General features: G+C 36.5%; 22 protein-coding genes and 1 pseudogene. 15 read left to right on the top strand and 8 right to left on the bottom strand.

Going from position 1 to position 22,398, the window contains the following annotated elements; all coding sequences use genetic code 11:
- Window positions 1-33: 33 nt before the first annotated feature.
- Both B0O44_RS02195 and B0O44_RS02190 read right to left on the bottom strand, forming a co-directional pair.
- The gene (locus B0O44_RS02195) at window positions 34-669 is read right to left on the bottom strand and encodes an AlbA family DNA-binding domain-containing protein (RefSeq protein ID WP_110827057.1); all 636 of its coding nucleotides are present in this window, start codon (window positions 667-669) and stop codon (window positions 34-36) included.
- Between the two features lie 17 nt (window positions 670-686).
- Window positions 687-1,172: a DUF4442 domain-containing protein gene (locus B0O44_RS02190; protein WP_110827056.1), complete on the bottom strand. Its 486-nt coding sequence runs from the start codon at window positions 1,170-1,172 to the stop codon at window positions 687-689.
- A gap of 79 nt (window positions 1,173-1,251) precedes the next feature.
- Here B0O44_RS02190 and B0O44_RS02185 point away from each other — a divergent pair, with 79 nt between their 5' ends.
- From B0O44_RS02185 to B0O44_RS02160, 6 genes are all read left to right on the top strand, one after another.
- Entirely contained in the window at window positions 1,252-1,560 is a 309-nt protein-coding gene (locus B0O44_RS02185) for a phosphoribosylpyrophosphate synthetase (protein WP_110827055.1), read from the top strand.
- Between the two features lie 76 nt (window positions 1,561-1,636).
- Entirely contained in the window at window positions 1,637-2,857 is a 1,221-nt protein-coding gene (locus tag B0O44_RS02180) for an MFS transporter (RefSeq protein ID WP_110827054.1), read from the top strand.
- A gap of 66 nt (window positions 2,858-2,923) precedes the next feature.
- Window positions 2,924-3,820: an oxygen-dependent coproporphyrinogen oxidase gene (hemF, locus tag B0O44_RS02175; protein WP_110827053.1), complete on the top strand. Its 897-nt coding sequence runs from the start codon at window positions 2,924-2,926 to the stop codon at window positions 3,818-3,820.
- A gap of 95 nt (window positions 3,821-3,915) precedes the next feature.
- Window positions 3,916-6,492, top strand: coding sequence for a DNA gyrase subunit A (gene gyrA / locus B0O44_RS02170; RefSeq protein ID WP_110827052.1), 2,577 nt, complete (start codon window positions 3,916-3,918; stop codon window positions 6,490-6,492).
- Window positions 6,493-6,603: 111 nt separating this feature from the next.
- Window positions 6,604-7,686, top strand: a complete 1,083-nt coding sequence (locus B0O44_RS02165) for a tetratricopeptide repeat protein (RefSeq protein WP_110827051.1) — start codon at window positions 6,604-6,606, stop codon at window positions 7,684-7,686.
- Window positions 7,687-7,807: 121 nt separating this feature from the next.
- The gene (locus B0O44_RS02160; protein ID WP_110827050.1) at window positions 7,808-8,950 is read left to right on the top strand and encodes a tetratricopeptide repeat protein; all 1,143 of its coding nucleotides are present in this window, start codon (window positions 7,808-7,810) and stop codon (window positions 8,948-8,950) included.
- 71 nt (window positions 8,951-9,021) lie between these two features.
- Here B0O44_RS02160 and B0O44_RS02155 read toward each other — a convergent pair whose 3' ends face one another.
- Entirely contained in the window at window positions 9,022-9,735 is a 714-nt protein-coding gene (locus tag B0O44_RS02155; protein ID WP_110827049.1) for a DUF6624 domain-containing protein, read from the bottom strand.
- Window positions 9,736-9,873: 138 nt separating this feature from the next.
- Between B0O44_RS02155 and B0O44_RS02150 the strand changes: the two genes are divergently transcribed.
- A complete protein-coding gene (locus B0O44_RS02150) occupies window positions 9,874-12,030 on the top strand; it encodes an FUSC family protein (protein ID WP_110827048.1) in 2,157 nt (718 codons plus the stop codon).
- A 42-nt stretch (window positions 12,031-12,072) separates the two neighbouring features.
- The gene (locus B0O44_RS02145) at window positions 12,073-12,483 is read left to right on the top strand and encodes an organic hydroperoxide resistance protein (protein ID WP_110827047.1); all 411 of its coding nucleotides are present in this window, start codon (window positions 12,073-12,075) and stop codon (window positions 12,481-12,483) included.
- A 48-nt stretch (window positions 12,484-12,531) separates the two neighbouring features.
- Here the strand turns inward: B0O44_RS02145 and mgtE are convergent, their stop codons facing one another.
- Genes mgtE through B0O44_RS02130 form a run of 3 tightly spaced genes read right to left on the bottom strand, consistent with a single transcriptional unit; the run spans window position 12,532 to window position 15,658 of the window.
- Window positions 12,532-13,881, bottom strand: coding sequence for a magnesium transporter (mgtE, locus tag B0O44_RS02140; RefSeq protein WP_110827046.1), 1,350 nt, complete (start codon window positions 13,879-13,881; stop codon window positions 12,532-12,534).
- Window positions 13,882-13,924: 43 nt separating this feature from the next.
- Complete coding sequence (corA, locus tag B0O44_RS02135) at window positions 13,925-15,043, bottom strand: magnesium/cobalt transporter CorA (protein ID WP_110827045.1); 1,119 nt, start codon at window positions 15,041-15,043, stop codon at window positions 13,925-13,927.
- A gap of 3 nt (window positions 15,044-15,046) precedes the next feature.
- Window positions 15,047-15,658, bottom strand: coding sequence for a WbqC family protein (locus B0O44_RS02130; protein ID WP_110827044.1), 612 nt, complete (start codon window positions 15,656-15,658; stop codon window positions 15,047-15,049).
- Between the two features lie 38 nt (window positions 15,659-15,696).
- Between B0O44_RS02130 and B0O44_RS02125 the strand changes: the two genes are divergently transcribed.
- Both B0O44_RS02125 and B0O44_RS02120 read left to right on the top strand, forming a co-directional pair.
- Entirely contained in the window at window positions 15,697-16,575 is an 879-nt protein-coding gene (locus tag B0O44_RS02125) for a lysophospholipid acyltransferase family protein (protein WP_110827043.1), read from the top strand.
- Window positions 16,576-16,577: 2 nt separating this feature from the next.
- The gene (locus B0O44_RS02120; protein WP_394340861.1) at window positions 16,578-17,606 is read left to right on the top strand and encodes a glycosyltransferase family 2 protein; all 1,029 of its coding nucleotides are present in this window, start codon (window positions 16,578-16,580) and stop codon (window positions 17,604-17,606) included.
- Here B0O44_RS02120 and aroQ read toward each other — a convergent pair.
- Window positions 17,603-18,025 carry a type II 3-dehydroquinate dehydratase gene (gene aroQ / locus B0O44_RS02115; protein ID WP_110827518.1) on the bottom strand — a complete coding sequence of 141 codons (423 nt, stop codon included), beginning with the start codon at window positions 18,023-18,025 and terminating at the stop codon, window positions 17,603-17,605. The genes B0O44_RS02120 and aroQ overlap by 4 nt on opposite strands.
- Before the next feature lie 44 nt (window positions 18,026-18,069).
- Between aroQ and xerD the strand changes: the two genes are divergently transcribed.
- Window positions 18,070-18,969, top strand: coding sequence for a site-specific tyrosine recombinase XerD (xerD, locus tag B0O44_RS02110; RefSeq protein WP_110827041.1), 900 nt, complete (start codon window positions 18,070-18,072; stop codon window positions 18,967-18,969).
- Here the strand turns inward: xerD and prmC are convergent, their stop codons facing one another.
- Window positions 18,970-19,812 (bottom strand): peptide chain release factor N(5)-glutamine methyltransferase, encoded by an 843-nt coding sequence (gene prmC / locus B0O44_RS02105; RefSeq protein WP_110827040.1) that lies wholly within the window; start codon window positions 19,810-19,812, stop codon window positions 18,970-18,972.
- A gap of 48 nt (window positions 19,813-19,860) precedes the next feature.
- On the opposite strand from prmC, the gene ribD reads away from it, so the two are divergent.
- The 4 genes and pseudogenes from ribD to B0O44_RS02090 all read left to right on the top strand — a co-directional run bounded on the left by ribD (window position 19,861) and on the right by B0O44_RS02090 (window position 22,380).
- Window positions 19,861-20,916, top strand: coding sequence for a bifunctional diaminohydroxyphosphoribosylaminopyrimidine deaminase/5-amino-6-(5-phosphoribosylamino)uracil reductase RibD (ribD, locus tag B0O44_RS02100; RefSeq protein ID WP_211321288.1), 1,056 nt, complete (start codon window positions 19,861-19,863; stop codon window positions 20,914-20,916).
- A pseudogene (locus tag B0O44_RS25330) lies at window positions 20,913-21,242 on the top strand (EamA/RhaT family transporter); the annotation flags it as partial. The gene ribD and the pseudogene B0O44_RS25330, both read left to right, overlap by 4 nt.
- On the top strand, window positions 21,243-21,776 hold the full coding sequence (locus B0O44_RS25325) for a hypothetical protein (protein WP_245943590.1): 534 nt from the start codon (window positions 21,243-21,245) through the stop codon (window positions 21,774-21,776).
- A complete protein-coding gene (locus B0O44_RS02090) occupies window positions 21,766-22,380 on the top strand; it encodes an IMPACT family protein (protein WP_110827037.1) in 615 nt (204 codons plus the stop codon). The genes B0O44_RS25325 and B0O44_RS02090 overlap by 11 nt, the downstream gene beginning before the upstream one ends.
- Window positions 22,381-22,398 lie beyond the last annotated feature (18 nt).

Below are 22,398 nucleotides of genomic sequence, written 5' to 3'. Positions count from 1 at the left end.
AAAACATAAATAAGTTCGCAAAGATAAGGCTATTTAACCGGTTCTTTCGGTCATGGTAAAGTATTCTTCTTTCTCCGAACTATGAGGGAGTAAAACGCCTGTTAGGATCATATTAACCAGAATTTTCTGAGCGTGACGATGAGAGCTCCGGATGATTTTGCTAAATTCCAGAAGGGTTATGCGTCCTTCTTCTTTTAAATATTCGAAAAGTTTTTTTTCGTCTTCAGTATAACTGATCATGTGCCCTGTATCTTTATTTCCCTTTTTAAGAACATCCACAAGAATTTTACTGGCCAAAACACTTCTATCATCGACTCTAAAATAAACCCACCATTTTTTTTGTTCATCGAGGGCATAATGAGGTTTTGTATCACTAGAGCGGATTGTCACCACCAAAACCAGTTTATCATCAACATATACTTCTTCAAATTCAGGTTCTATTGCCGGTTTACAATATTGATGAGCAGATTTTAAAATCATATACTTTTCCTCATCTTCAGATTTAACACCTTTGATGGTCCCATCATCCGCCACACCAATCAATAACTGTCCTCCTTTATTATTCGCAAATGCAACAAGGCTTTTTGCAATTTTTTCCAGATTTGTAATTGTCTTCTTAAAATCAATCGTTGTTCCTTCGCCTTGTAATATTAGTTTTCTGATGTTCATAAGAAGTTTTTAAAAGATTAATAAGCCACTACAGACTTTTCTCCGTGATGGAGATTTCTAACATAAACCTCATTCATCACCGTAGCACAAAGTTCGCCATGTTTATCCTTAACCTCCATAGGGTAGGCCTTAACGAATTTCCCGACCGTATTCAGGGCCTCTACCGCTTCGCGAAGCATCTGGTCGTTGACTGAAATTGTAAAATACAAACTGCTACGGCCTGGCTTGAGGTATTGGATTGAAGCACTTTTTAACCAAACCCGGACCTTAAAACCTTCACGTTGCAATAGTTGATCAAAAAGAAGGGCATAAAAAGGATCTGTTGCGCCATATATCGTTCCTCCATAAATAGACCCATTATAGTTTCTGTTGAGTATGCTTTTACTAATCTTAACATCAACTCCTCTGAAATTTTTGTGAAACTTTTTAACCCATATTCTTTGAAATAAAAGAGGCGGATATAAACACAAGGCCCATTTAAGGGTTTTTTCTGATACAACCATGATCCTTAAATATCTGAAAGATTCTTGAACTTTTAAATTAAATCTATGATGTTAGCGTAAATTTTAGGTAAATTAGTTTATGCATATTTATGACACACTTACCGCTGCTGTAGAAGACCTCGGAAACAGGGGCTATGAATTTGATTTCATTTTACAACAGGACTGTATTGAATGTAAATCAATTGACCTAAGGCTGATGCCAGAGGAGTTTGAGATAGATGAATTTTATCGGTTTGAAGGGATGAATGATCCTGGAGACAGCTCGGTGATTTATGCAATTTCTTCTCCTGTTGGCAATTTAAAGGGGGTACTTATAGACGCTTATGGCGCTTATGCTGAAAATGTTTCTCCTGAACTGCTGGGCAAACTTAAAATGCATCATGATTAGATGTTCTTCAATCAATTGAAAATTTTTATCGCATTATTTGAATTTGTTTGTACTTTCAAAAGACCAAACAAACGATATGAACGAGATAAAACAAAACAAAAACGTATTCTTTTTAGTCCTGGTAGCTGCTTTAGGCTATTTTGTTGACATTTATGACCTTCTTTTATTTTTGATTATTAAAAATAAGAGCCTTGCCTCTCTTGGGGTGCCCACAGATAAACTAACTCAAACTGGCCTCTCCTTAATGAACTGGCAAATGGCGGGATTACTAACAGGAGGAATATTATGGGGTATTATCGGTGATAAAAAAGGGCGTCTTTCAGTTTTGTTTGGCTCAATACTGTTATATTCCTTGGCCAACATTGCCAATGGCTTCGCAACTTCCATTCCGGTTTATGCAGCACTTCGTTTTATCGCGGGAATTGGATTGGCGGGGGAACTTGGGGCAGGTATCACCTTGGTAAGTGAGAGCATGAGTAAAGAAAAACGTGGTTATGGCACCATGCTTGTTGCCGGTATTGGTTTAATGGGGGCTGTGGCAGCATACATAGTAGGAGATTTGTTTGAATGGAGAACCGCCTTTTTTGTAGGAGGGGGACTTGGTGTAATCCTTCTATTAATGCGTATTGGTGTATTTGAATCAGGTTTATTTGAAAACATGCTCAAGAAAGATGTTTCCAAAGGAAATTTCTTAATGCTTTTTCATAAAAAACGTTTTTTCAAATACCTAAACTGTATTCTAATTGCAGTTCCCGTTTGGTTCGTTGTAGGCATTTTGGTTGGTATAGCACCTGATTTTGGAAAAGCATTGGATGCAAAAGACCTTCTGGATAATGGAAAAGGAGTAATGTTCACTTATATCGGAATTTCTTTGGGAGATTTTCTAACCGGAACGTTAAGCCAGGTCTTTAAAACAAGAAAAAAGATTGTGTTTATCTTTCTCACCTTGACCTTCCTTTGTATGATGCTTTTCTTATTTACTAAGGGCTGGACTGCAATAAATTTCTATATTCTATGCATCTTCTTTGGAATCTTTACAGGTTATTGGGTTGTTTTTGTAACTATAGCAGCAGAACAATTTGGCACTAATCTCAGGGCTACTGTAACCACCAGTGTTCCCAATATGGTCAGAGGCTCCTTAATTTTGGTCACTATTCTATTCCAATGGCTAAGGGGAAATTTGGGTATCATTAATGCAGCTGTAGCAGTGGCAATCATTACCGTTGGTATAGCTTATATCGCCCTATACAATCTTGACGAAACCTATGGCCGGGATCTTAATTTTGTGGAGGAATAATGTCAAAAAAATGTACTATCTGTAATTTAAAAGAGACTCCGTATCTGATTAGGGTTAACTTTGAAGATGATTTTTAGAGAAGAGGTTATAGCAGCATATAAAAAAATCCAGGACGAAATCTGCTTGTCACTGGAAATGGCCGATGGAGGTTCGAGATTTGAGGAAGAATTATGGAATAGAGAAGGGGGCGGAGGGGGCAGAACCAGAATTTTCCAAAACGGAAATGTAATCGAAAAAGGTGGAGTTAATTTTTCTTCAGTACACGGAAAACTACCAGATACCATAAAAAAAGCCTTCAAAGTCGAAAGTGATGAATTTTTTGCAACTGGAGTTTCCATAGTTATGCATCCGCGAAATCCTTTTGTTCCAATTATACATATGAACATCCGGTATTTTGAAATGGATGAACAGACCAGGTGGTTTGGTGGAGGAATAGATTTGACGCCTCATTATGTAATCGATACAGATGCCCGTTTCTTCCATCATCATCTGAAGCAAACATGTGATCATTTTGAGCCCTCTTTTTATGAACGTTTTAAAAAGCAGGCCGATGATTATTTTTTCATCAAACACAGGGAAGAGACTCGTGGCATCGGAGGAATTTTTTACGACAGGCTAAGACCAGAAAACACCGGTTTAACTTTTCAAGAGTTACTGAATTTTTCCATTGCAGTAGGAAATACTTTCAGTCCGGTTTATGCTGAACTGATTGACAGGAACCGGGAAAGTCCCTTTACTGAAAAAGAACAAGAGTGGCAATATGTAAGAAGGAGCAGATACGCAGAGTTTAACCTTGTTTATGACTCGGGAACCAAGTTCGGATTAGAAACCAATGGAAGAATTGAATCTATTTTAATGAGTTTACCGCCGCTTGCAAAATGGATTTATAATTTTCAGCCACAGGAAAGTACGCCCGAAGCATATACCATAAGTAAACTAAAAAAAGGAATTAACTGGGTTTAATATTTTTCCACAATACACTTAAACGGCAATATTTTCTTAAATTCGCAAGGTTATAACAATACCTTATTTAAATCGTTTTTAACGAACATTAATTTATGGCAGAAGATTTAGAAAATCAGGAAGACGACAAGATTATTAGAATTAATATAGACGAGCAGATGAAATCTGCTTATATCGACTATTCGATGTCTGTTATCGTATCAAGAGCTTTACCTGATGTACGTGATGGATTGAAACCTGTACACAGAAGGGTTCTGTATGGTATGCTTGATCTGGGCTTATCGAACAACAAACCTTATAAAAAATCAGCACGTATTGTAGGAGAGGTGCTGGGTAAGTACCACCCACATGGTGATGCTTCGGTGTATTCTACAATGGTGCGTATGGCACAACCCTGGAGCTTGCGATACTTAATGGTTGAGGGACAGGGAAACTTTGGATCAATTGACGGGGATTTTCCGGCAGCAATGCGTTATACAGAAGCAAGATTTGAGAAAATTGCGGAAGAGATGCTGGCCGATATTAATAAAGATACAGTTGATTTTCAGCTTAATTTTGACGATTCCTTACAGGAACCGACAGTTTTGCCTTCCAAGGTACCGAATTTGCTTATTAACGGGTCATCTGGTATCGCAGTTGGTATGGCGACCAATATGCCCCCTCATAACATTACAGAGGTTATCAATGGTACTATTGCTTATATAGATAATAATGAGATCACTGTTGCTGAACTGATGAAATTCATAAAAGCACCTGATTTTCCAACCGGTGCGATTATTTACGGATATTCTGGAGTTCAAGAGGCTTTTGAAACTGGCCGGGGACGGATTGTTATGCGTGCAAAAGCAGAAATTGAGAGCAACAAAGACCGCGAAACGATCATCGTTACTGAAATTCCTTATCAGGTCAATAAGGCCATGATGATTGAACGGACGGCTGAACTGGTTGGTGAAAAGAAAATTGAAGGCATCTCAAATATTAAAGATGAATCCAATAAAGATGGTATTCGTATCGTTTATGAAATTAAGCGAGATGCTAACGCGTCAATCGTTTTAAATAACCTATTTAAACAGACAGCATTACAGACTTCTTTTAGTGTAAATAATATTGCATTAGTGAGTGGCAGACCCCAGATGCTTAATTTAAAGGATCTGATTAGGCATTTCGTAGATCACAGACATGATGTAGTGATCCGAAGGACTAAGTTCGAACTGGCTGAAGCTCAGAAAAGAGCCCATATTCTGGAAGGATTACTGATTGCTCTGGATCACCTTGATGAAGTTATTAAGTTGATCCGTGCGTCCAATACGCCGGAAGATGCCAGAACTGGTTTAATGGAACAATTTGGTCTAAGCGATCTTCAAGCAAGGGCTATTCTGGATATGACGCTTCGTAGGCTAACGGGACTTGAACGCGACAAGATCAAAGAGGAGTATAACGAGCTCATGAAAACCATTGAATATTTACAGTCTATTTTGAATGATGAAGGCCTGAGAATGCAGATCATTAAGGATGAACTGACTGAAATGGTTGACAAATATGGTGATGAAAGAAGAACCCATATTGTTCATTCTGCTGAGGATATGAGCATGGAAGACTTTATTGAAGACGAAGAGGTCGTAATTACCATTTCTCATGAAGGGTATATTAAACGGACCCCAGCCACTGAATATAGAACACAGGCCAGGGGCGGTAAAGGTTCCAAAGGAAGTGATTCAAGAAATGAAGATTTTATTGAGCACTTGCTGGTTGCCTCCAACCATAATTACATGCTGTTCTTTACTGAAAGTGGCCGTTGTTTCTGGTTGAGGGTTTATGAAATTCCTGAAGGCTCGAGGTTAAGCAAAGGAAGAGCCATTCAAAACATTATTAACATACCGAAAGAGGAGAAAATAAAAGCTTATATTAAGGTTAAAAATCTTAAAGATCAGGAATACCTGGAAAACAATTACATTATAATGTGTACTAAAAAAGGTACCATTAAAAAGACTTCTCTTGAGGCCTATTCAAGGCCAAGGGTTAATGGTATTAATGCTATTAATATCAATGAAGGGGATCAGTTGTTAGAGGCGAGTTTAACCAGCGGAAGTAGTGAAATTCTAATGGCTTTACGTTCTGGAAGGGCTATTCGTTTCAATGAATCTACAGTAAGACCAATGGGCAGGACCGCAACCGGTGTAAGAGGAGTTACTCTTGCCCATGATCAGGATGAGGTCGTTGGCATGATTGCTGTAGACAACCCTGAGGCAACTATTCTAGTGGTTTCTGAAAAAGGATACGGTAAAAGAACAGATATTGAAGACTACCGTGTAACGAACAGGGGTGGTAAAGGAGTAAAAACCATTAGCATTACAGAGAAAACAGGAGACCTGATTGCTATTAAAAATGTAACAGACGCTGATGATTTAATGATTATTAACAAGTCTGGAATTGTAATCAGAATTGTTGTAAGTGGACTGCGGGTAATGGGAAGAGCTACTCAAGGTGTAAAATTAATTAACCTTAAAGGAAGCGATGAAATTGCTTCTGTAGCCAGAATTGACCATGAAGAAGAGGAAGAAGAAAATCTTGAAAGTGAGTCTGCAGAAACAGAAGGTACAGTAACAGATGAATCAGATTCCAAAGAAGCAAACAACTCTGAAACGGAACAAAGTTCAGCTGACGAAGAATAAAAATAAATACAAAAGAAGCAATTCCGGAAACGGGGTTGCTTCTTAAATATTATAACCGACCAGCAACTGTTGGTCAAATAATAAATTACACGAAAATAATAACATTTTAACATGAAAAAAGTACTTTTTAGTATCCTGTTTGCCGGAGCTGCTACTTTGGCACATGCACAAAAGAGTGAAGTTGCCGATGCAAAAAAAGAATGGGGCCTTTTCCAGATTACGATGAATCAAAAGCCTTCATTGGAAAAAACCTTAGCTGCATTAAATTCGGGTTTAAAACACACGGATAATGCAATTGCAAATGAAAAATCAAAAAATATGCCTGAAGCGTGGTCATATAGAGCCCTCTTTGCTTCAGCAATCGCTGCTTCAGATACAACTAATTTTGAAAACTCAAGTGCTAAGCAAAAAATTGCGGAAGAGGCTGTAGCCAAGGCAAAAGAACTTGACACTAAAGGTGATGAAAAAGCCAATATTTCTACAGCGGAAATTAACATTTCCAATGCGATTAAACTAAGGGCATTTACAGCTTACAATAAAAAAGATTATGCTGGAGCTTTAAAATATTTTAATGAAGCTACAGAGAAAAATCCATCAGATACCTCTATGTATTTGAATGCAGCTATCATGGCTAGAAACATAAAAAACTATCCTGAAGCGATCAAAAACTTCAAAAAAGTGATCAGTTTTAATACACCTAACGCAAAAGACCTTTATTCTGAAATCATCAACCTCTCCTTAAGTGAATTAAAAGATACGGTCGGAGGAATTGCCTTACTAAAAGAAGCATCTGCAAAATTCCCGGACGCAGAAGGTTTTATTCAGACGGAAACTCAGTTGTACATTAATAAAGGAGATATAGTCAAATCCGAGGAGATGTTAAACAAACTCGTGGCTAAAGACCCTAAAAATCCAACCTATCAGTATTTAATGGGTGATGTATATTATCAGCAAGCGGTAGAAGTTCAGAACAAAAAAAACAAACTGGATTCTAAGAAGGTAAAAGAAGCAAATACGATGGTTACTCAGATTACTGCTTTGCTAGATAAAGCGCTTCCATATTACCTTAAATCTTCAGAGTTAGATCCTAAATATGCCCCTGCTCTTGAAGCCTTAAAGAGAGTTTATGCTTTTAAGAATGATACACCAAAGTATGAGGCAGTTAAAAAGAAGTTAGAGGCTTTGAAACCTTAATTAGACATTTGTTATTTTGAATTATAAAAAAGAGGGATAAATTTTATCCCTCTTTTTTTTTACATAAATTTGTTTGACTCGTTATTTATAGTCACAGAACAGAAAAGAGGAAATCCAATCCATGAAAATTAAATCCCAGATCGTAGTAGCTAGTTTATTATTTATATCAATTGAGTCTCTTGGACAAACCAGTCAAATAAAAATTGCCCAGAATGCCGTTGGAAAATTGCAAGTCGCCATTGCCAGTGGACTGGATAAAAACAAACAACTCAATATTATAGGAGAGGGGATCAAGGCTACAGAAAGTGCCTTAACCGACAGAAAAACTAAAAACTGGCCTGAGACCTGGGCAATAAGATCCTATCTGAGTTCTTATGTTGCTTTATTGGATGACAACGATTCCAATGCGGATAAATACTATCAGACGGCCATTGAAACATTAGATCAGGCAAAAAAATTAGACAAATATCAAAGCAATGGGGCTTTAGTTGATGCCGCAAGTTATAACATCATTATTAAAAAACAAGAAAAAGGGAATAAGGCTTATCAGGGAGGCGAGTATTTAAATGCATTTACCTTATTAAAAGAAGTAAGTGATTTTTTTCCTAAAGATACAACTATAGCTGTTAATGCAGCACTTAGTGCACAAAATATTAACGATTATACCACAGCATTAGCGCTATTTAAAAGAGCAAAAGATAACGGAATCACAAATCCTGCTGTTTTTCAGGCGATGGCAGGTATTTACAGTTCAAAATTCGAACAGGAAACGGCCATCAAAACCTTAGAAGAAGGAATAAAAGTTAACCCTTATAATATGTTCCTGAACAACAATTATATTAACCTTTTGCTCGATAATGAAAAATATGACCGTGCTACCCAGGCGATCGAAAAAACATTAAGCGTAGAAAAAAAGAATAAATTATTGTATTTTTTGTATGGCTACCTATATCAGGTCAATTTAAATAATTCCACGGCAGAATTGGCTTATAAAAAAGCCTTGGCTCTTGATCAAAACTATTTTGATGCTCTATATCAACTCGGGCTTGTTTATCTAAACTTAGCGAACGACGCACTTAAATTAGAGAAAAAAGATATATCTGGCTTTGGTGCTTACATAAACCGAGCGGAGTATGCATTATTACAAGCTCACGAGATTAATCCGAATGATAAGCAAACCACTCAGTTATTAATAGACATTTACACAAGGAAAAACAAATTGGATAAAGTTCAGGATCTAAGAAAGAAATTATTAGAGTTTTAGGAGAGAGCGAAATTGTACTTAACATAATATTAATTATAATAAATTAATTATATTGTGTTATCTTACCACAATTAAAGCTGTTTTTGCATTTCTTTGATTTGCTGTAGTGTATAATACTGATTTGTCAGAGTTTTAAAAAATTTAGCCATTTCACTGAGATAATCATCAATACTTTGAGTAAAACCAGCTCGTTCGCGAAGTTCTTTCAGGTGATCCGGATCCTTAACCGGCCATAATACATACTTAAACTCTTTGCTGCCAGTTTGTGGGTTTTTCCATATAAAACCTTTAATCTGTGTACCGTATACTTGTTCTTTTTCATTGTACATCAAATGTCTGTCTAACATTTTAGCATATAAATGAAATGCCAATTCATTTTTAATTGCGCTTTCTTTTATAATCGGAAGATATTTATCTATGAGTTTTGAATGCTGGATTACGTAATAAGCTGATTCATTAGTTGGTTCCCCGACAAGACTTTTTCCAGGATATCCATATTCATCTATAATCTGTGCAATTCTAATGATATTCAAGGAATCCGTTTTATCTGATTGCTTCAATATATAGTCGGATAATTGCTCCGGAGCAATCTGATAAACTTTTACAAGTGAATCTGTTTTTGTTTTCGCTGCATTCATCTGAATAAGCTTTCTATACATCTGGTCCAAAAAATAAATACTATCAAGTTCTTTCTTTAACTTTTTATTAAATTGTATTTGCCCGAATACATTACCACTCAGAATAATAAGTAATAATCCAACCAATAGGACTTTAAATTTTTTCATAAATTTTCTTATTTGGAATAAAAATATGATCCCTATACCAATCAAAATTGTATTTTTAAGACAGTCTTCTTTTTCGTAACAAGTACATATAGCTGTATATTTGTTAGTACCTATATTTCTGCGTAAATTAATTATAATATGCTCCATAAGCCAATAAGAACTATACATGATTTTTTATTAAGTACTTATTTTGCCGATGGCTTACGCATAACCTTCGGAGTTCTTTGCCCCTCGCTTATTCTTGCCCAGTTTGGCATGTTGAAGTTTGGGATGACTTTATCCCTTGGCGCTTTGTGTGCCAGTGTTGTAGATACACCAGGTCCCATAGTCCACCGCAGAAATGCCATGCTGATCACCACCGGGCTAATTACACTATTAAGTGTTCTGGTTGGACTCACCAATAAAAACGTTTATTTTACAGGTTTCTTTCTGTTTGTGTGCAGTTTTGTTTTTTCAATGTTTTTCTTATATGGAACAAGAGCTGCCGCCATTGGAACAGCAACATTACTCATCATTGTCTTAAGTATTGATGACATCCGTCCCTGGAGTGAAGTATTGCGTTATGGAAGTCTTGTATTGGCTGGGAGCTTATGGTATACCATTTTAAGCTATTCGATTTATCGCTTAAGGCCTTATCGGGTTGTTCAGCAGACCTTAAGCGACTCCATTTATGAGGTAGCCGCTTTTCTTAGGGCCAAAGCTAAGTTTTATCATGAGAATATTGACTATGACGACCATTATGCCGAATTGCTTCAACTTCAGGTTCAGGTTCACGAAAAGCAAGACGCTGTAAGAGAGGTTCTTTTTAAAACCAGGGAAATTGTTCGTGAATCTACCCCGGAAGGCCGTTTTTTACTACTCGTTTTTGTAGATATGGTGGACCTTTTTGAACAAGTCATGTCAACATATTATAATTACAAGAGGTTGCATGAACAATTTGATGCTTCAGGCATTTTAACACACTACGAAAAGGTTATCAATAGAATAGCAGATGAACTTGATGAGATTGCTTTTTCTCTAAAAACCGGCGGCACTCCTCGCCTACCCACTCAGCTTATATCAGAAGTCGATTCTTTACGGTCAAGTATACTGAAATTAGAATCAAATAATGCAGATGGTCTGTACAACACACTTGGCATTGTCGCTCTAAAAAATATTGAGGTTAATATTGAGAATATCCTAGGTCGGGTAAAAACAATTAATAGTTATTTTAATAAAAAAGAAAAGAAAAATCTTAAAAGCAGGGAGATAGATATTGAAAAATTTATTACCCGGCAATCCGTTGATATTAAGCTGCTTCTGGAAAACTTAACTTTTAGTTCTTCCACTTTCAGACATTCTCTAAGAGTGGCTATTGTAATGATTATCGGCTTTATTGTATCCAAGTCCATTGCCTCTTCTCATAGTTACTGGATACTCCTAACCATTTTGGTGATTTCCAAACCTGGTTTTAGTCTCACAAAGCAGAGAAATTATCAGCGTATAATCGGTACTGTAGTGGGCGCCCTTATTGGAATGGCCATACTAAGTTTTGTAAAAGACAGACATGCTCTTTTCGCAATTCTACTGGTTTGCATGGTGGCATGTTATAGTTTCCAGCGAAAAAATTATGTGGTTAGTGTTTTGTTTATGACACCCTATATCCTTGTTCTTTTTGATTTTTTGGGTATGGGAAGTCTTTCTGTTGCGAGTGAAAGAATTTTAGATACTTTTATTGGTTCTGGAATTGCGATTATCGCCAGTTATTTTCTTTTTCCAAATTGGGAACATGAGAAGCTAAAAGAAGCAATGATTGATACTTTAAAAGCAAATGCAGTTTATTTTGAGCAGGTTACCCTTTTGTATTTTGATAAAACACAAAGTCTTACCAGTTATAAAGTAGCCAGAAAAGAGGTTTATGTGACCTCTGCTAACCTTGCGTCCTTGTTTCAAAGAATGTTCTCAGAACCTAAGAGTAAGCAGATATTAATGAAGGAAATGCATCAATTTACAGCTTTGAATCATTTACTCTCCTCCTATGTTGCAACTTTATCCCTTTATAATAAGGAACATGCCTTCAGTGTAAAAAATTTCAGTGATTTAAAACCGCTGGTCAACAATACTTTGTATCTGATCAATTTATCCGCGGAAACGCTGATCCAGCATAAAAATGAAGTGAATAATGTGCCACTGATCAGAATCAAAACAGAAACGGAATTCGTTGAAGAAGATTTTAGGGTCGTCAGTGAGCTTGCAGATCTGATCCAGAAAGTAGCTTATGATATCTACAAACTGACTGAAAAAATAAAATTATAAAACTACCTGCCGGCTCTATTGTTATTTTAGATAAACAATAGTATGGAAAAAATATATACAGCCTCTGTGCTTGCTAAAGGCGGACGGGATGGGCATATTAAATCAAGTGATGGACAAATAGAATTTGAGCTCAGAAAACCAAAGGAAATGAGTGGCCAAGGAGGTGCGACTAACCCCGAGCAACTATTTGCTGCAGCCTGGGGCCCTTGTTATTTAGGTGCTCTGGGTTCAATAGGAAAATTAGAAGGGATTGATGTTTCAACGGCAACTGTAAATGTGCATGTTTCTTTCAATAAAGATGGAAATGCCTTTGTTTTGTCCGCAGACTTGGATGTTCATATTCCGGGAATTCCTCAACAAGAAGCTCAAAAAATTGCAGACAAGGCACATAGAGTGTGTCCCTATTCCAAAGCGACTCGTGGAAATATAGAAACCAGGGTTACTGCAATCTAAATTCAAAGAGACCAAATTCCTGTTCTGGGCACAGAACAGGAATTTCCTTTATAGAAGGAGTTTGCTAGCAAGTCCCAATAGCAGAAAAAAACCAAACACATCTGTAAAAGTAGTGATGATTATAGAGGAGGCAATTGCCGGATCTATCCCTACCCTTTTTAAAAGCAACGGGATACCTGCCCCTGTAATTCCAGCAATAATCAGGTTTCCGGTCATTGCCAAAAAAATAACCAACCCAAGCATAGGATTACTATCAAAAAACAGTGCGAATACCAGTACAATTAATCCTGTTGCAGCACCATTAATTAAACCTACAGTAAATTCTTTGAGTACCGTCCTATAAGATTGCTGGTCTGTAAGATCATAGAGTGATATTCTTCTTACTGTTACGGCGAGCGCTTGAGTTGCTGCATTCCCTCCCATTCCAGCGATAATGGTCATATAAGCTGAAAGCACAGCAATTTTAGCCAGTGTTGGCTCAAAAAAACGCACCACTGCAGAAGCCAAAAAGGCCGTTGCAAGATTAATCACCAGCCATGGTAGCCTTGATTTTACAGCGTCAATCCAATTGCCGCTAAGTTCTTCATCTTCAGAAACACCTGATATTTTCAAAATATCCTCCGTATTTTCATCTTCAAGGACATCGATAACATCATCGAAGGTTACTCTACCTAACAGGTGCATATCCTGATCAACAACGGGGATGCTAGTGATGTTATATTGAGAAATTAAGCGAGCCACCTCTTCCTGATCGGTATCAGTATGTACCCATACCACATCAGGTCTGACCAGCTCAGTAATTTTAACGTTCGTTTTTGACTTAATGATATCCTTCAGGGATACAATTCCTCTAAAGATATTGTGATCATCTACCACAAAAACTGTATAAAATTCTTCGATCTCTTCACTTTGTCTGATGATCTCCTCAATGGCATCCTTTTTCATCAGATTTACATTGACTTTAATGAACTGGGTGTTCATCAATCCGCCAGCAGAATCTTCATCATAACGCAACAACTCGCGGATATTTGATGCGTCATCTTCACTAAGGTCGCTCAGAATTTCTTTCTGCTCATGCTCTTCCAGTTGAGAAATAATGTCTGTAGCGTCATCATAGTCCAACTCTTCTACAATTTCTGCTCTTTTCTCAGGATGAAGTTTAAGCAATAATTCTTCCGGATGAGCCTCCTCATGCATTTCTGAAATGACTTCTGAAGCAATTTCAACAGGTAAAAGGTTTACAATTCTTTGCCTGTCCTGTTGATTGATGCTTTCAAATAGAATGGCTATTTCAGAGGCATGATATTCTTCCAGAACAACCTTCAGGTGTTCGTCATTACCAGCTAGGGCTTTCTTTATTTTGGATACATCTGTCCTGTCAAGATCGAAAAACTGCATGAACCACTAAGGTAGGAATATTTCTCCTAAAATGCGTTCATTTCTATTTAAACCAACCTTTTCTCCAAAAATAGATCACCTGAAGAATGGCAATGACCACCATGATCAATACTGTATACAAATAACCATGTCTTGCATAAAGTTCCGGCATATTATCAGGCATTAACATACCTGTGACAGGATCTTGTCTGGCAAAATTCATCCCATAGATACCTGCAATAAATGTCAGTGGGATAAAAATGGAAGACATAATGGTCAATACCTTCATAATTTCATTCATCCTGTTGCTGATAATGGATAGATACATATCCATATTACTTGCAGAAATTTCTTTTAAAGATTCAACAATATCTATAATCTGTATACAATGATCATAGGCATCATGAATGTACATTTTTGTCTGATCCGTGATCAACGGACTATCACTCCTTAAAATATCGTTCAATTTATCCCGTTCTGGCCAGGCCACCCTTCTTATACTGATCAAGTTTCGTTTAATACCCTGTATATCATACATAATAGACCTATCTGGCTTATCAATCAATCGATCTTCAACGGCGTCCAGATCTTCTCCCCATACATTGAGAATTTCAAAATATTTATCTATGATCACATCCATGATGGCATACAGAATATAACTGCTTCCTGAAATTCTAATATTGCCTTTTCCAGCTTTTAACCTATTTCTAATTGGATCTAAACAATTGTTGTAACCTTCCTGGAAGGTAAACAATGCATTATCAGTTAAAATAAAGGACATTTGCTCATTTTCCAGATTGCTATCCTCATCAAAAAAAAGCATTCTGCTAACAGCAAATACGTGATCTGTATACTCTTCAAACCTGGGCCGCTGATAGGTCCTGGTAATATCTTCAAGAACCAATTTATTGATATTAAAATCCTCATTGAGCAATTCAAACAGAGACTCAGACTTAAAACCTTTAATATCTATCCAAAAGGTTAAATTCTTATTGTTCAATAAGTTCTTTAAATGGGAAATAGTATTGGTTTCCTCAATGGTATATTCAGTAGCATTAAAAGCGTGTATACTGATCTTGGGCTCCAATGCATTCTCTGCGATATAGATCAGCCCTGGGCTTGATCCAGCTACAGGCACAGCGTAATGCTTTCTTTTTTTTCGGCTTTTTAAATGTCTGGCCATAGTCTAAATAAATAATTTCGCCTGAGGTCCCTGGCTAAATAATAGATCTAAAATACTCAGATCGGGAATAAAACCATTTCTGTCCTCAAAAACCTGGAAATAAGGTTTTGCTTGGTATTCATATTCTGGTTTTTTGAAGTTTAATTTATTTCTGTAATCTAATTCAACTTCAGCGGATGTATGATAAGTATCAGTAAAATGAATAACCTGTTCCTTTTTTAGTTTTTTTAATATCCACACCAAGAGCTCCACATTATAGTCAAAAAGAAATTCAAATTTTTTACTGTAAAAAGAACTAATTTCATCTTCATAATATTCAAAATAAGCAGAATTCCGGTAACTGGTCTGTAAACTAAGCCAATGCAAGCGCTGCCATTTAAAATCATAACTGATTTTCACATCCTTAATTACGGTGTGAAACTTAGAACCTTTAACCACAGGAACATATAAATCCAAGCTTCCGTTCGGCGAAGCAATCCTTGCCCTGTTTCTGTAAGTCTGCTTTGGAAAATGTTCATGTTTTTCAATAAGGAAATTGAAATTATTTACATCTAAAGCAGAAAAGTAGCTGGCAGGGGGTAGATAAAAAAGTGGAAATATTGCGGGACTTTGCATTTGTTAATTTATGTTTGCATTCTCAACCAGCCAAATTAATGATAAAAAAGGGGTTTTCTTACATTGGGATATTTTTTTTATACTGCCTAGCTATACTTCCAACTCCCCTACTGTATCTGTTTTCGAAACTCTCCTACTACCTTCTTTACTATGTAGTCGGCTATAGAAGAAGTGTTGTCAGAGAAAATCTGCTTCTTTCCTTTCCTGAAAAGAAAACAGAAGAAATTGAACTCATAGAGAAACAATTCTTCAGATTTCTCTCCGATCTAATCTTTGAGATCGTTAAAATGCCATTGATCTCTAAAAAGGAACTAAAAAAAAGATATGTTTTTCATAATCTAGATTTGTTGGAAGATTGTTTTAAAAAAGGCCGGAGCGTAATTGTTTGTTCTGCCCATTATGGAAATTGGGAATGGGGAATGATCGCTTTAAGTATTCATCTTTCGGAAACAAAATTTGTCATCTACAAGCCCCTTCACAATACTGTTTTTGACAACTGGTTTTTGAAAATCAGATCCAGATTTGGCAATACACTTATTTCAATGCGACAAACCCTAAGGTCATTGGCCGATTCGAAAAAAATAACTTCCGCGTTTTTTTTTGCCTCTGACCAGGTTCCTTTAAAAGAACCCTCCAATTATTGGATGACATTTATGAATCAGGCCACACCAGTTTATATGGGGCCTGAAAAGATTGCCAGACAAACCAACAGACCTGTTTTTTATTTTAAAACCACTGTCGTAAAAAGAGGTTATTATGAAGTGGACTGTATACCTGTTTGTATGGAACCTAAAGATAGTCCTGAATATGAAATTACAGAGAACCAATTCAAATTATTAACAGAAAGCATTGTCGCAGAACCCCAATATTGGCTATGGAGCCATAAAAGGTGGAAGCATCAACCAGAAATTGCATGAATATGAAGCCGAGTGTAGCCGTTGTCATTTTAAATTGGAATGGAAAAAGCCTGTTGGAACGGTTTTTACCTAGTGTTTCCAAGTCAAAGTACAGTAATTTGCAATTGGTTCTGGGAGATAATGACTCTTCGGACGACTCTGTTGATTTCGTCAGGTCTGCCTTCCCTGAAATTCGGATTATACGAAATGACAGAAACTATGGCTTTGCAGAAGGTTATAACAAAGTGCTTGAACAGGTAAATTCAGATTACTACGTATTGCTCAATTCCGATGTAGAAGTTCCGGAAAATTGGATAGAACCAGTAATTTCCCTTATGGAATCTGAATCAAAGATTGCAGCAGCCCAACCAAAAATAAAATGGCAATCTGATCCTGCAAAATTTGAATATGCAGGTGCAGCTGGCGGCTTTCTGGATAAATATGCTTTTCCTTTTTGTCGAGGTCGAATTTTTGATACAATAGAAAATGATCAGGGTCAGTATAATAATCCTTTAGAGATATTCTGGGCAAGTGGTGCTGCTTTTTTTATAAAAAGCAAACAATGGAAAGAAATAGGTGGCCTGGACGCAGACTTATTTGCGCATATGGAGGAAATTGATCTTTGTTGGAGGCTTAAAAACATGGGTTATAAGATTATGTTTTGTCCCAATGCTGAAGTTTATCATGTAGGTGGTGGCTCATTGAATGCAACCAATCCTTTTAAAACCTATCTGAATTTCAGAAACAACCTGCTGATCATGCATAAGAACTTACCTTCTTCTGAGCTATTCATCAGGATCCTTGTGCGTTTCTTTATTGACTTTGCTGCATTGTTACACTTCCTTTCAAGAAGAGAATTCAAATTTGCTATGTCTGTTTCAAAAGCACATTTTCATTTCCTTAAAAGCCTTTCGTTGAACGCAAAGAAAAGAACAACCAAACAATTGCCTTTTATGAAGCATACGGGAATATTTCCTTCAAGTATTGTTTACTGTTATTTTATAAAAAAGGTCCGAAAATTCACAGAACTTTCATTTCAAAAAAGAACTTAAACTAGTTTAAGTAATGCTTCAATTGCAAGACGATAACCATCCATTCCAAACCCAGTTAGTACACCTTTACAGTTTTTACCAGTCAGAGAAACATGCCTGTATTCTTCCCTTGCATAAATATTTGAAATATGTACTTCAATAACCGGAGATTTTATCCCTGAAATTGCATCTGCGATTGCAACCGAAGTATGTGTATAGCCACCGGCATTTAAAATAATTCCACTAAATGAAAAACCAATTTCATGAAGTTTATTAATCAACTCGCCCTCGACATTACTTTGAAAATACATCAGTTCTACATGTGGGTACTCCTTTTTTAATTTATCAAAATAGTCTTCAAAACGCTCCTTTCCATAAACCTCCGGCTCCCTTAAGCCCAGCAAGTTTAAGTTGGGTCCATTTATAATTTGTATCTTCATACCCTCAAACATAATGGTAAAAATTTATAGTATAAAATTTTTGTGTGATAATAAAACCTCATCTGGAAGAATTCAGGATTTATCTTAAACTGGAACGCGGGCTTTCTCAAAACTCCGTTGATGCCTATCTTAATGATGTTTCCAAACTCATGCAGTACATGGAATTCTTAAATCTGAAATCAACCGTTAGGGAAATAAATCAAGATGAATTACAAGCATTTTTAGGTTGGCTACAAGAATTTGGTATTCCAGCAAATACCCAGGCCCGAATTATCTCAGGGTTAAAAGCCTATTTTGGTTTTCTTCTCCTTGAAAAATTGATTCCTGAAGATCCAGCCCAGATGCTTGAAGCACCGAAGTTCAGAAGAAAATTACCCGATGTTTTAAGTATTTATGAAATCGATGAACTTATTTCTTCAATTGATGTGTCCACAGCTGAAGGCATGCGAAATAAAGCAATGATGGAAGTCCTTTATGGCTGTGGTTTAAGAGTTTCAGAACTGATCAATCTTAAAATATCAGATATAAATATACTTGCAGAGTTTATTAAAGTGACTGGAAAGGGCAATAAGGAGCGAATCATACCAATAGGTTCTACTGCATTAAAACTCATCTCCATTTATATATCTGAAATCAGGGTACATGTAAAAATTAAAAAAGGAAACGAGGACTTTCTATTTCTGAATAGATTAGGAACAAAGCTGTCCCGGATATCTGTATTTACTATGATCAAGGCTCTGGCAAATAAAACCGGCCTAAAAAAGAACATTAGCCCACATACGCTGCGGCACTCATTTGCAACCCATTTAGTTGAGGGAGGAGCCGACCTGAGGGCCATACAGGAAATGCTTGGTCACTCAAACATTACTACAACTGAAATCTATACCCACCTTGATAGAGATTATTTGCGTGGTATTATTACTCAGTATCATCCGAGAAACTAATTAAAGGTTGCAACACACCATACGGTCCTTTCCTTGCATATCTTTCTTTAATTTTATGTTTTTAAAATCTTTTTCTTCCAACATACAAATAGTTTCAGTACTTAAGAATTCGTTTATTTCAAAATAGAGCCAGCCGTTCGGTTCAAGATTCTGACGTGCAAAGTCAGCAATAGCTTTATAAAACAGAAGTGGTTCTTCGTTAGAAACAAAGAGTGCTATATGGGGTTCATTTTCAAGAACGTTGACATGCATATCCCCCATTTCATTTTTTTTAATGTATGGAGGATTACTTACGATCAAGTCATACTTTTCAACGCCCTCATAATCTAGTATATTGGCTTGTATAAAATTTACCGTCAGATTATTTTTTAACGCATTAAACGTAGCAGTATTGATGGCCTCTAAGGAGATATCCAGAGCAGATACGGAAGCATTATTCAAGTATTTTTTTAAACTTAATGCAATACAACCGCTACCAGTACCTACATCCAGTATTTTTAATCCTGAGGTCATATTTGTATTTTCTATTATCCAGTTAACCAATTCTTCTGTTTCTGGTCTTGGAATCAACACAGAAGGATTTACATAAAGTTTCATGCCAATAAAGCAACTTTCTCCAAGTATATATTGAATTGGCACTCCTTTCTTCAAATCCTCTATAACTTTCAGATAGTGAGATAAATTGTCGCCTAATATTTCCTGATCCTCCTTAAGAACGAAGTGACTTCTACCCCATCCTGAAATTTTCTCTACGGTAATATAAAATATAGATAAAGCTTCTTCAGCATCATACTGAACTGCAATATTCATTACAAAATGTTGTTTTAACTCTTTTAAATTCATGAGTTGTAAAAGTAATTAAATCAAACAATATAGTTTACTTTTGTGGAAATGACAGACAAATCATATATGCATAGGTGCCTCTGGTTGGCTAAAAACGGTCTTGGCTATGTAAGCCCCAATCCAATGGTTGGTTGTGTCATTGTGAGTGGAGGTAAGATAATTGGAGAAGGTTATCATGCAAAATTTGGACAGGCCCATGCTGAAGTTAATGCGATACAATCCGTCCTAACGCAATACCCTGATCATGCCCATGAACTTTTAAAAGAAGCGACGGTCTACGTCAGCCTTGAACCATGCGCTCACTTTGGCAAAACACCTCCTTGTGCAGATTTGCTAATTCGACATGAGGTAAAAAAAGTAGTTATTGGTAACACTGATCCCTTTCCCGGAGTCAATGGAAAAGGAATACAGAAGTTGAGTGCTGCGGGAATCGACGTTATTCAGGGGATTGAAGAAAAAGAATGTCGTCATTTAAACAGACGCTTTTTTACAAGGATAGAAAAACACAGACCTTTCATTATTCTTAAGTGGGCGCAAACAGCAAATGGTTTCTTTGCACCTCTGGAACCAGTCCAAAAATGGATCAGTTCAGCATACTCAAAAAAATTGGTCCACAAATGGAGAACAGAGGAAGATGCGGTATTAGTCGGGAAAAACACTGTCCTGCATGATAATCCTCAGTTGAGCGCAAGGGAATGGTCTGGAAGGAATCCTTTAAGAATTGTTTTGGACAGGAACCTTGATATCCCTTTGGGTCACCATATCTTTGATCATCAAGCAAAAACAATTGTATTTAATGAACTTAAAACAGATGTAAAGGATAATGTTCATTATATACAGATGGAAGATATGCAACATTATCTTCCACAAAAAATTGCCTTTCAACTCTATCTTATGGACATTCAATCTGTCATCATTGAAGGAGGGGCAAATATCCTAAATCAGTTTATTACTGCTGCTCTCTGGGACGAGGCCAGGGTCTTTACGGCAGCTGTAAACTGGAAAACGGGTATTACAGCGCCAAATATCCATGGCATCGTTGAGGAAGTACTTTCTCTTAATTCAGATAAACTCATACTATATAAAAACACAACTAATACATGATATACATACTTTTAAGCATATGCTGTAGTGTTACAGTTGCCGTGCTTTTAAAATTAGCTCGGAGGTATAAAATCAATATTGTACAGACCGTTACCTGGAATTATTTTTTTGCTATTATTTTTGGTTTTTTGACATTTAAACCCAAGTTTGAAGACCTTACTTTAAGCCCTTCTCCGGTTTATATTGCTCTGGGTATATTACTCCCTCTCATTTTCTGGTTCCTCGCTGCCTCCATTAGGAATATTGGAATTGTAAAAACAGATATTGCACAAAGACTTTCCTTATTTATACCTGTTTTTGCAGCTTATTTTCTATTTAAGGAGCACTTGGGTGTTTTAAAGCTTAGTGGCCTTATCATAGGAATTGCGGCTGTTTTATGTACACTCATCAAGCCGCAACAAGGACAGTCAGCTAAAATCAACTGGCTCTTCCCGGTGATTGTTTTTTTAGGGTTTGGAACAATTGACATCCTTTTTAAACAGGTTTCACAGATTCAAACTATACCTTATACCACTTCTCTTATCGTTATTTTTAGCTTATCCTTCCTGGTGTCTTTAGTCTCAATTCTTTATCTGCGATTGATCAAAAAGGAAAAATTAGAGCTGATAAACTTCATATGCGGTTGTATTCTTGGAACATTTAATTTTGGAAATATTCTATTCTATTTGAATGCTCACAAAGCATTAGCCGATAACCCCTCCATTGTTTTTGCAGTGATGAATATGGGGGTTATTATTTTCGGCAGTTTGATTGGAATTGTTGTTTTTAAGGAAAAATTCAGTAAAATCAATTATATAGGTTTGTTATTGGCTTTGACCTCTATTATCATTATAACTTTATCAAAAATTTATGCTGTTTGATGACACTTATCGTACTATAAAATTCTGTTCTGAAGGCCTGTTTAAAGATAAGGGAAGTAAATTTATTGCCTATGCTTATCCGATAAATTTTGAAGAAGAAGCAAAAACAATTTTAAATAAACTACGTACAGAACATCCAAAAGCAAGACATTTTTGTTGGGCTTTAAGGTTAAGCCCCGATAGAAATATTTACAGATTTAATGATGATGGAGAACCAGCCGGGACAGCGGGCAGACCTATATTAAATAGCATGCTTTCAGCAGACCTCACCAACATACTCGTAGTTGTAGTTCGTTATTTCGGAGGTACTCTTTTGGGGGTTCCGGGTTTAATCAATGCATATAAAAATTCTACAGTTGAGGCGTTGAAAGCAGCACATCAAATAGAAAAAACGATTAATGACCTCTATAGCATAACTTTCGATTATGTAAATATGAACGAGGTCATGAAAACTATAAAAGAAGAAGATTTAACCCCAACTAACCAGTCCTTTGATTCCCTATGTAAAATGGAAATTGAAATTAGAAAATCAGAACTCAACAAAGTGATTTCCAGATTGGAAAAGATAGAAACACTTAAAACTGAGTATCTTAAAACAGTTTAAAAGAACTGAAAACAACGA

It is taken from the genome of Pedobacter nutrimenti (assembly GCF_003208655.1).
GTDB lineage: Bacteria > Bacteroidota > Bacteroidia > Sphingobacteriales > Sphingobacteriaceae > Pedobacter > Pedobacter nutrimenti.
This window is presented reverse-complemented; position numbering and strand designations above follow the sequence as displayed.

Excerpts from the sequence above, each read along its gene's own strand:
- B0O44_RS02195 (WP_110827057.1), bottom strand. The coding sequence starts at position 669 with ATGAACATCAGAAAACTAATATTACAAGGCGAAGGAACAACGATTGAT.
- B0O44_RS02190 (WP_110827056.1), bottom strand. The coding sequence starts at position 1,172 with ATGGTTGTATCAGAAAAAACCCTTAAATGGGCCTTGTGTTTATATCCG.
- B0O44_RS02185 (WP_110827055.1), top strand. The coding sequence starts at position 1,252 with ATGCATATTTATGACACACTTACCGCTGCTGTAGAAGACCTCGGAAAC.
- B0O44_RS02180 (WP_110827054.1), top strand. The coding sequence starts at position 1,637 with ATGAACGAGATAAAACAAAACAAAAACGTATTCTTTTTAGTCCTGGTA.
- hemF (WP_110827053.1), top strand. The coding sequence starts at position 2,924 with ATGATTTTTAGAGAAGAGGTTATAGCAGCATATAAAAAAATCCAGGAC.
- gyrA (WP_110827052.1), top strand. The coding sequence starts at position 3,916 with ATGGCAGAAGATTTAGAAAATCAGGAAGACGACAAGATTATTAGAATT.
- B0O44_RS02165 (WP_110827051.1), top strand. The coding sequence starts at position 6,604 with ATGAAAAAAGTACTTTTTAGTATCCTGTTTGCCGGAGCTGCTACTTTG.
- B0O44_RS02160 (WP_110827050.1), top strand. The coding sequence starts at position 7,808 with ATGAAAATTAAATCCCAGATCGTAGTAGCTAGTTTATTATTTATATCA.
- B0O44_RS02155 (WP_110827049.1), bottom strand. The coding sequence starts at position 9,735 with ATGAAAAAATTTAAAGTCCTATTGGTTGGATTATTACTTATTATTCTG.
- B0O44_RS02150 (WP_110827048.1), top strand. The coding sequence starts at position 9,874 with ATGCTCCATAAGCCAATAAGAACTATACATGATTTTTTATTAAGTACT.
- B0O44_RS02145 (WP_110827047.1), top strand. The coding sequence starts at position 12,073 with ATGGAAAAAATATATACAGCCTCTGTGCTTGCTAAAGGCGGACGGGAT.
- mgtE (WP_110827046.1), bottom strand. The coding sequence starts at position 13,881 with ATGCAGTTTTTCGATCTTGACAGGACAGATGTATCCAAAATAAAGAAA.
- corA (WP_110827045.1), bottom strand. The coding sequence starts at position 15,043 with ATGGCCAGACATTTAAAAAGCCGAAAAAAAAGAAAGCATTACGCTGTG.
- B0O44_RS02130 (WP_110827044.1), bottom strand. The coding sequence starts at position 15,658 with ATGCAAAGTCCCGCAATATTTCCACTTTTTTATCTACCCCCTGCCAGC.
- B0O44_RS02125 (WP_110827043.1), top strand. The coding sequence starts at position 15,697 with ATGATAAAAAAGGGGTTTTCTTACATTGGGATATTTTTTTTATACTGC.
- B0O44_RS02120 (WP_394340861.1), top strand. The coding sequence starts at position 16,578 with ATGAAGCCGAGTGTAGCCGTTGTCATTTTAAATTGGAATGGAAAAAGC.
- aroQ (WP_110827518.1), bottom strand. The coding sequence starts at position 18,025 with ATGAAGATACAAATTATAAATGGACCCAACTTAAACTTGCTGGGCTTA.
- prmC (WP_110827040.1), bottom strand. The coding sequence starts at position 19,812 with ATGAATTTAAAAGAGTTAAAACAACATTTTGTAATGAATATTGCAGTT.
- ribD (WP_211321288.1), top strand. The coding sequence starts at position 19,861 with ATGACAGACAAATCATATATGCATAGGTGCCTCTGGTTGGCTAAAAAC.
- B0O44_RS02090 (WP_110827037.1), top strand. The coding sequence starts at position 21,766 with ATGCTGTTTGATGACACTTATCGTACTATAAAATTCTGTTCTGAAGGC.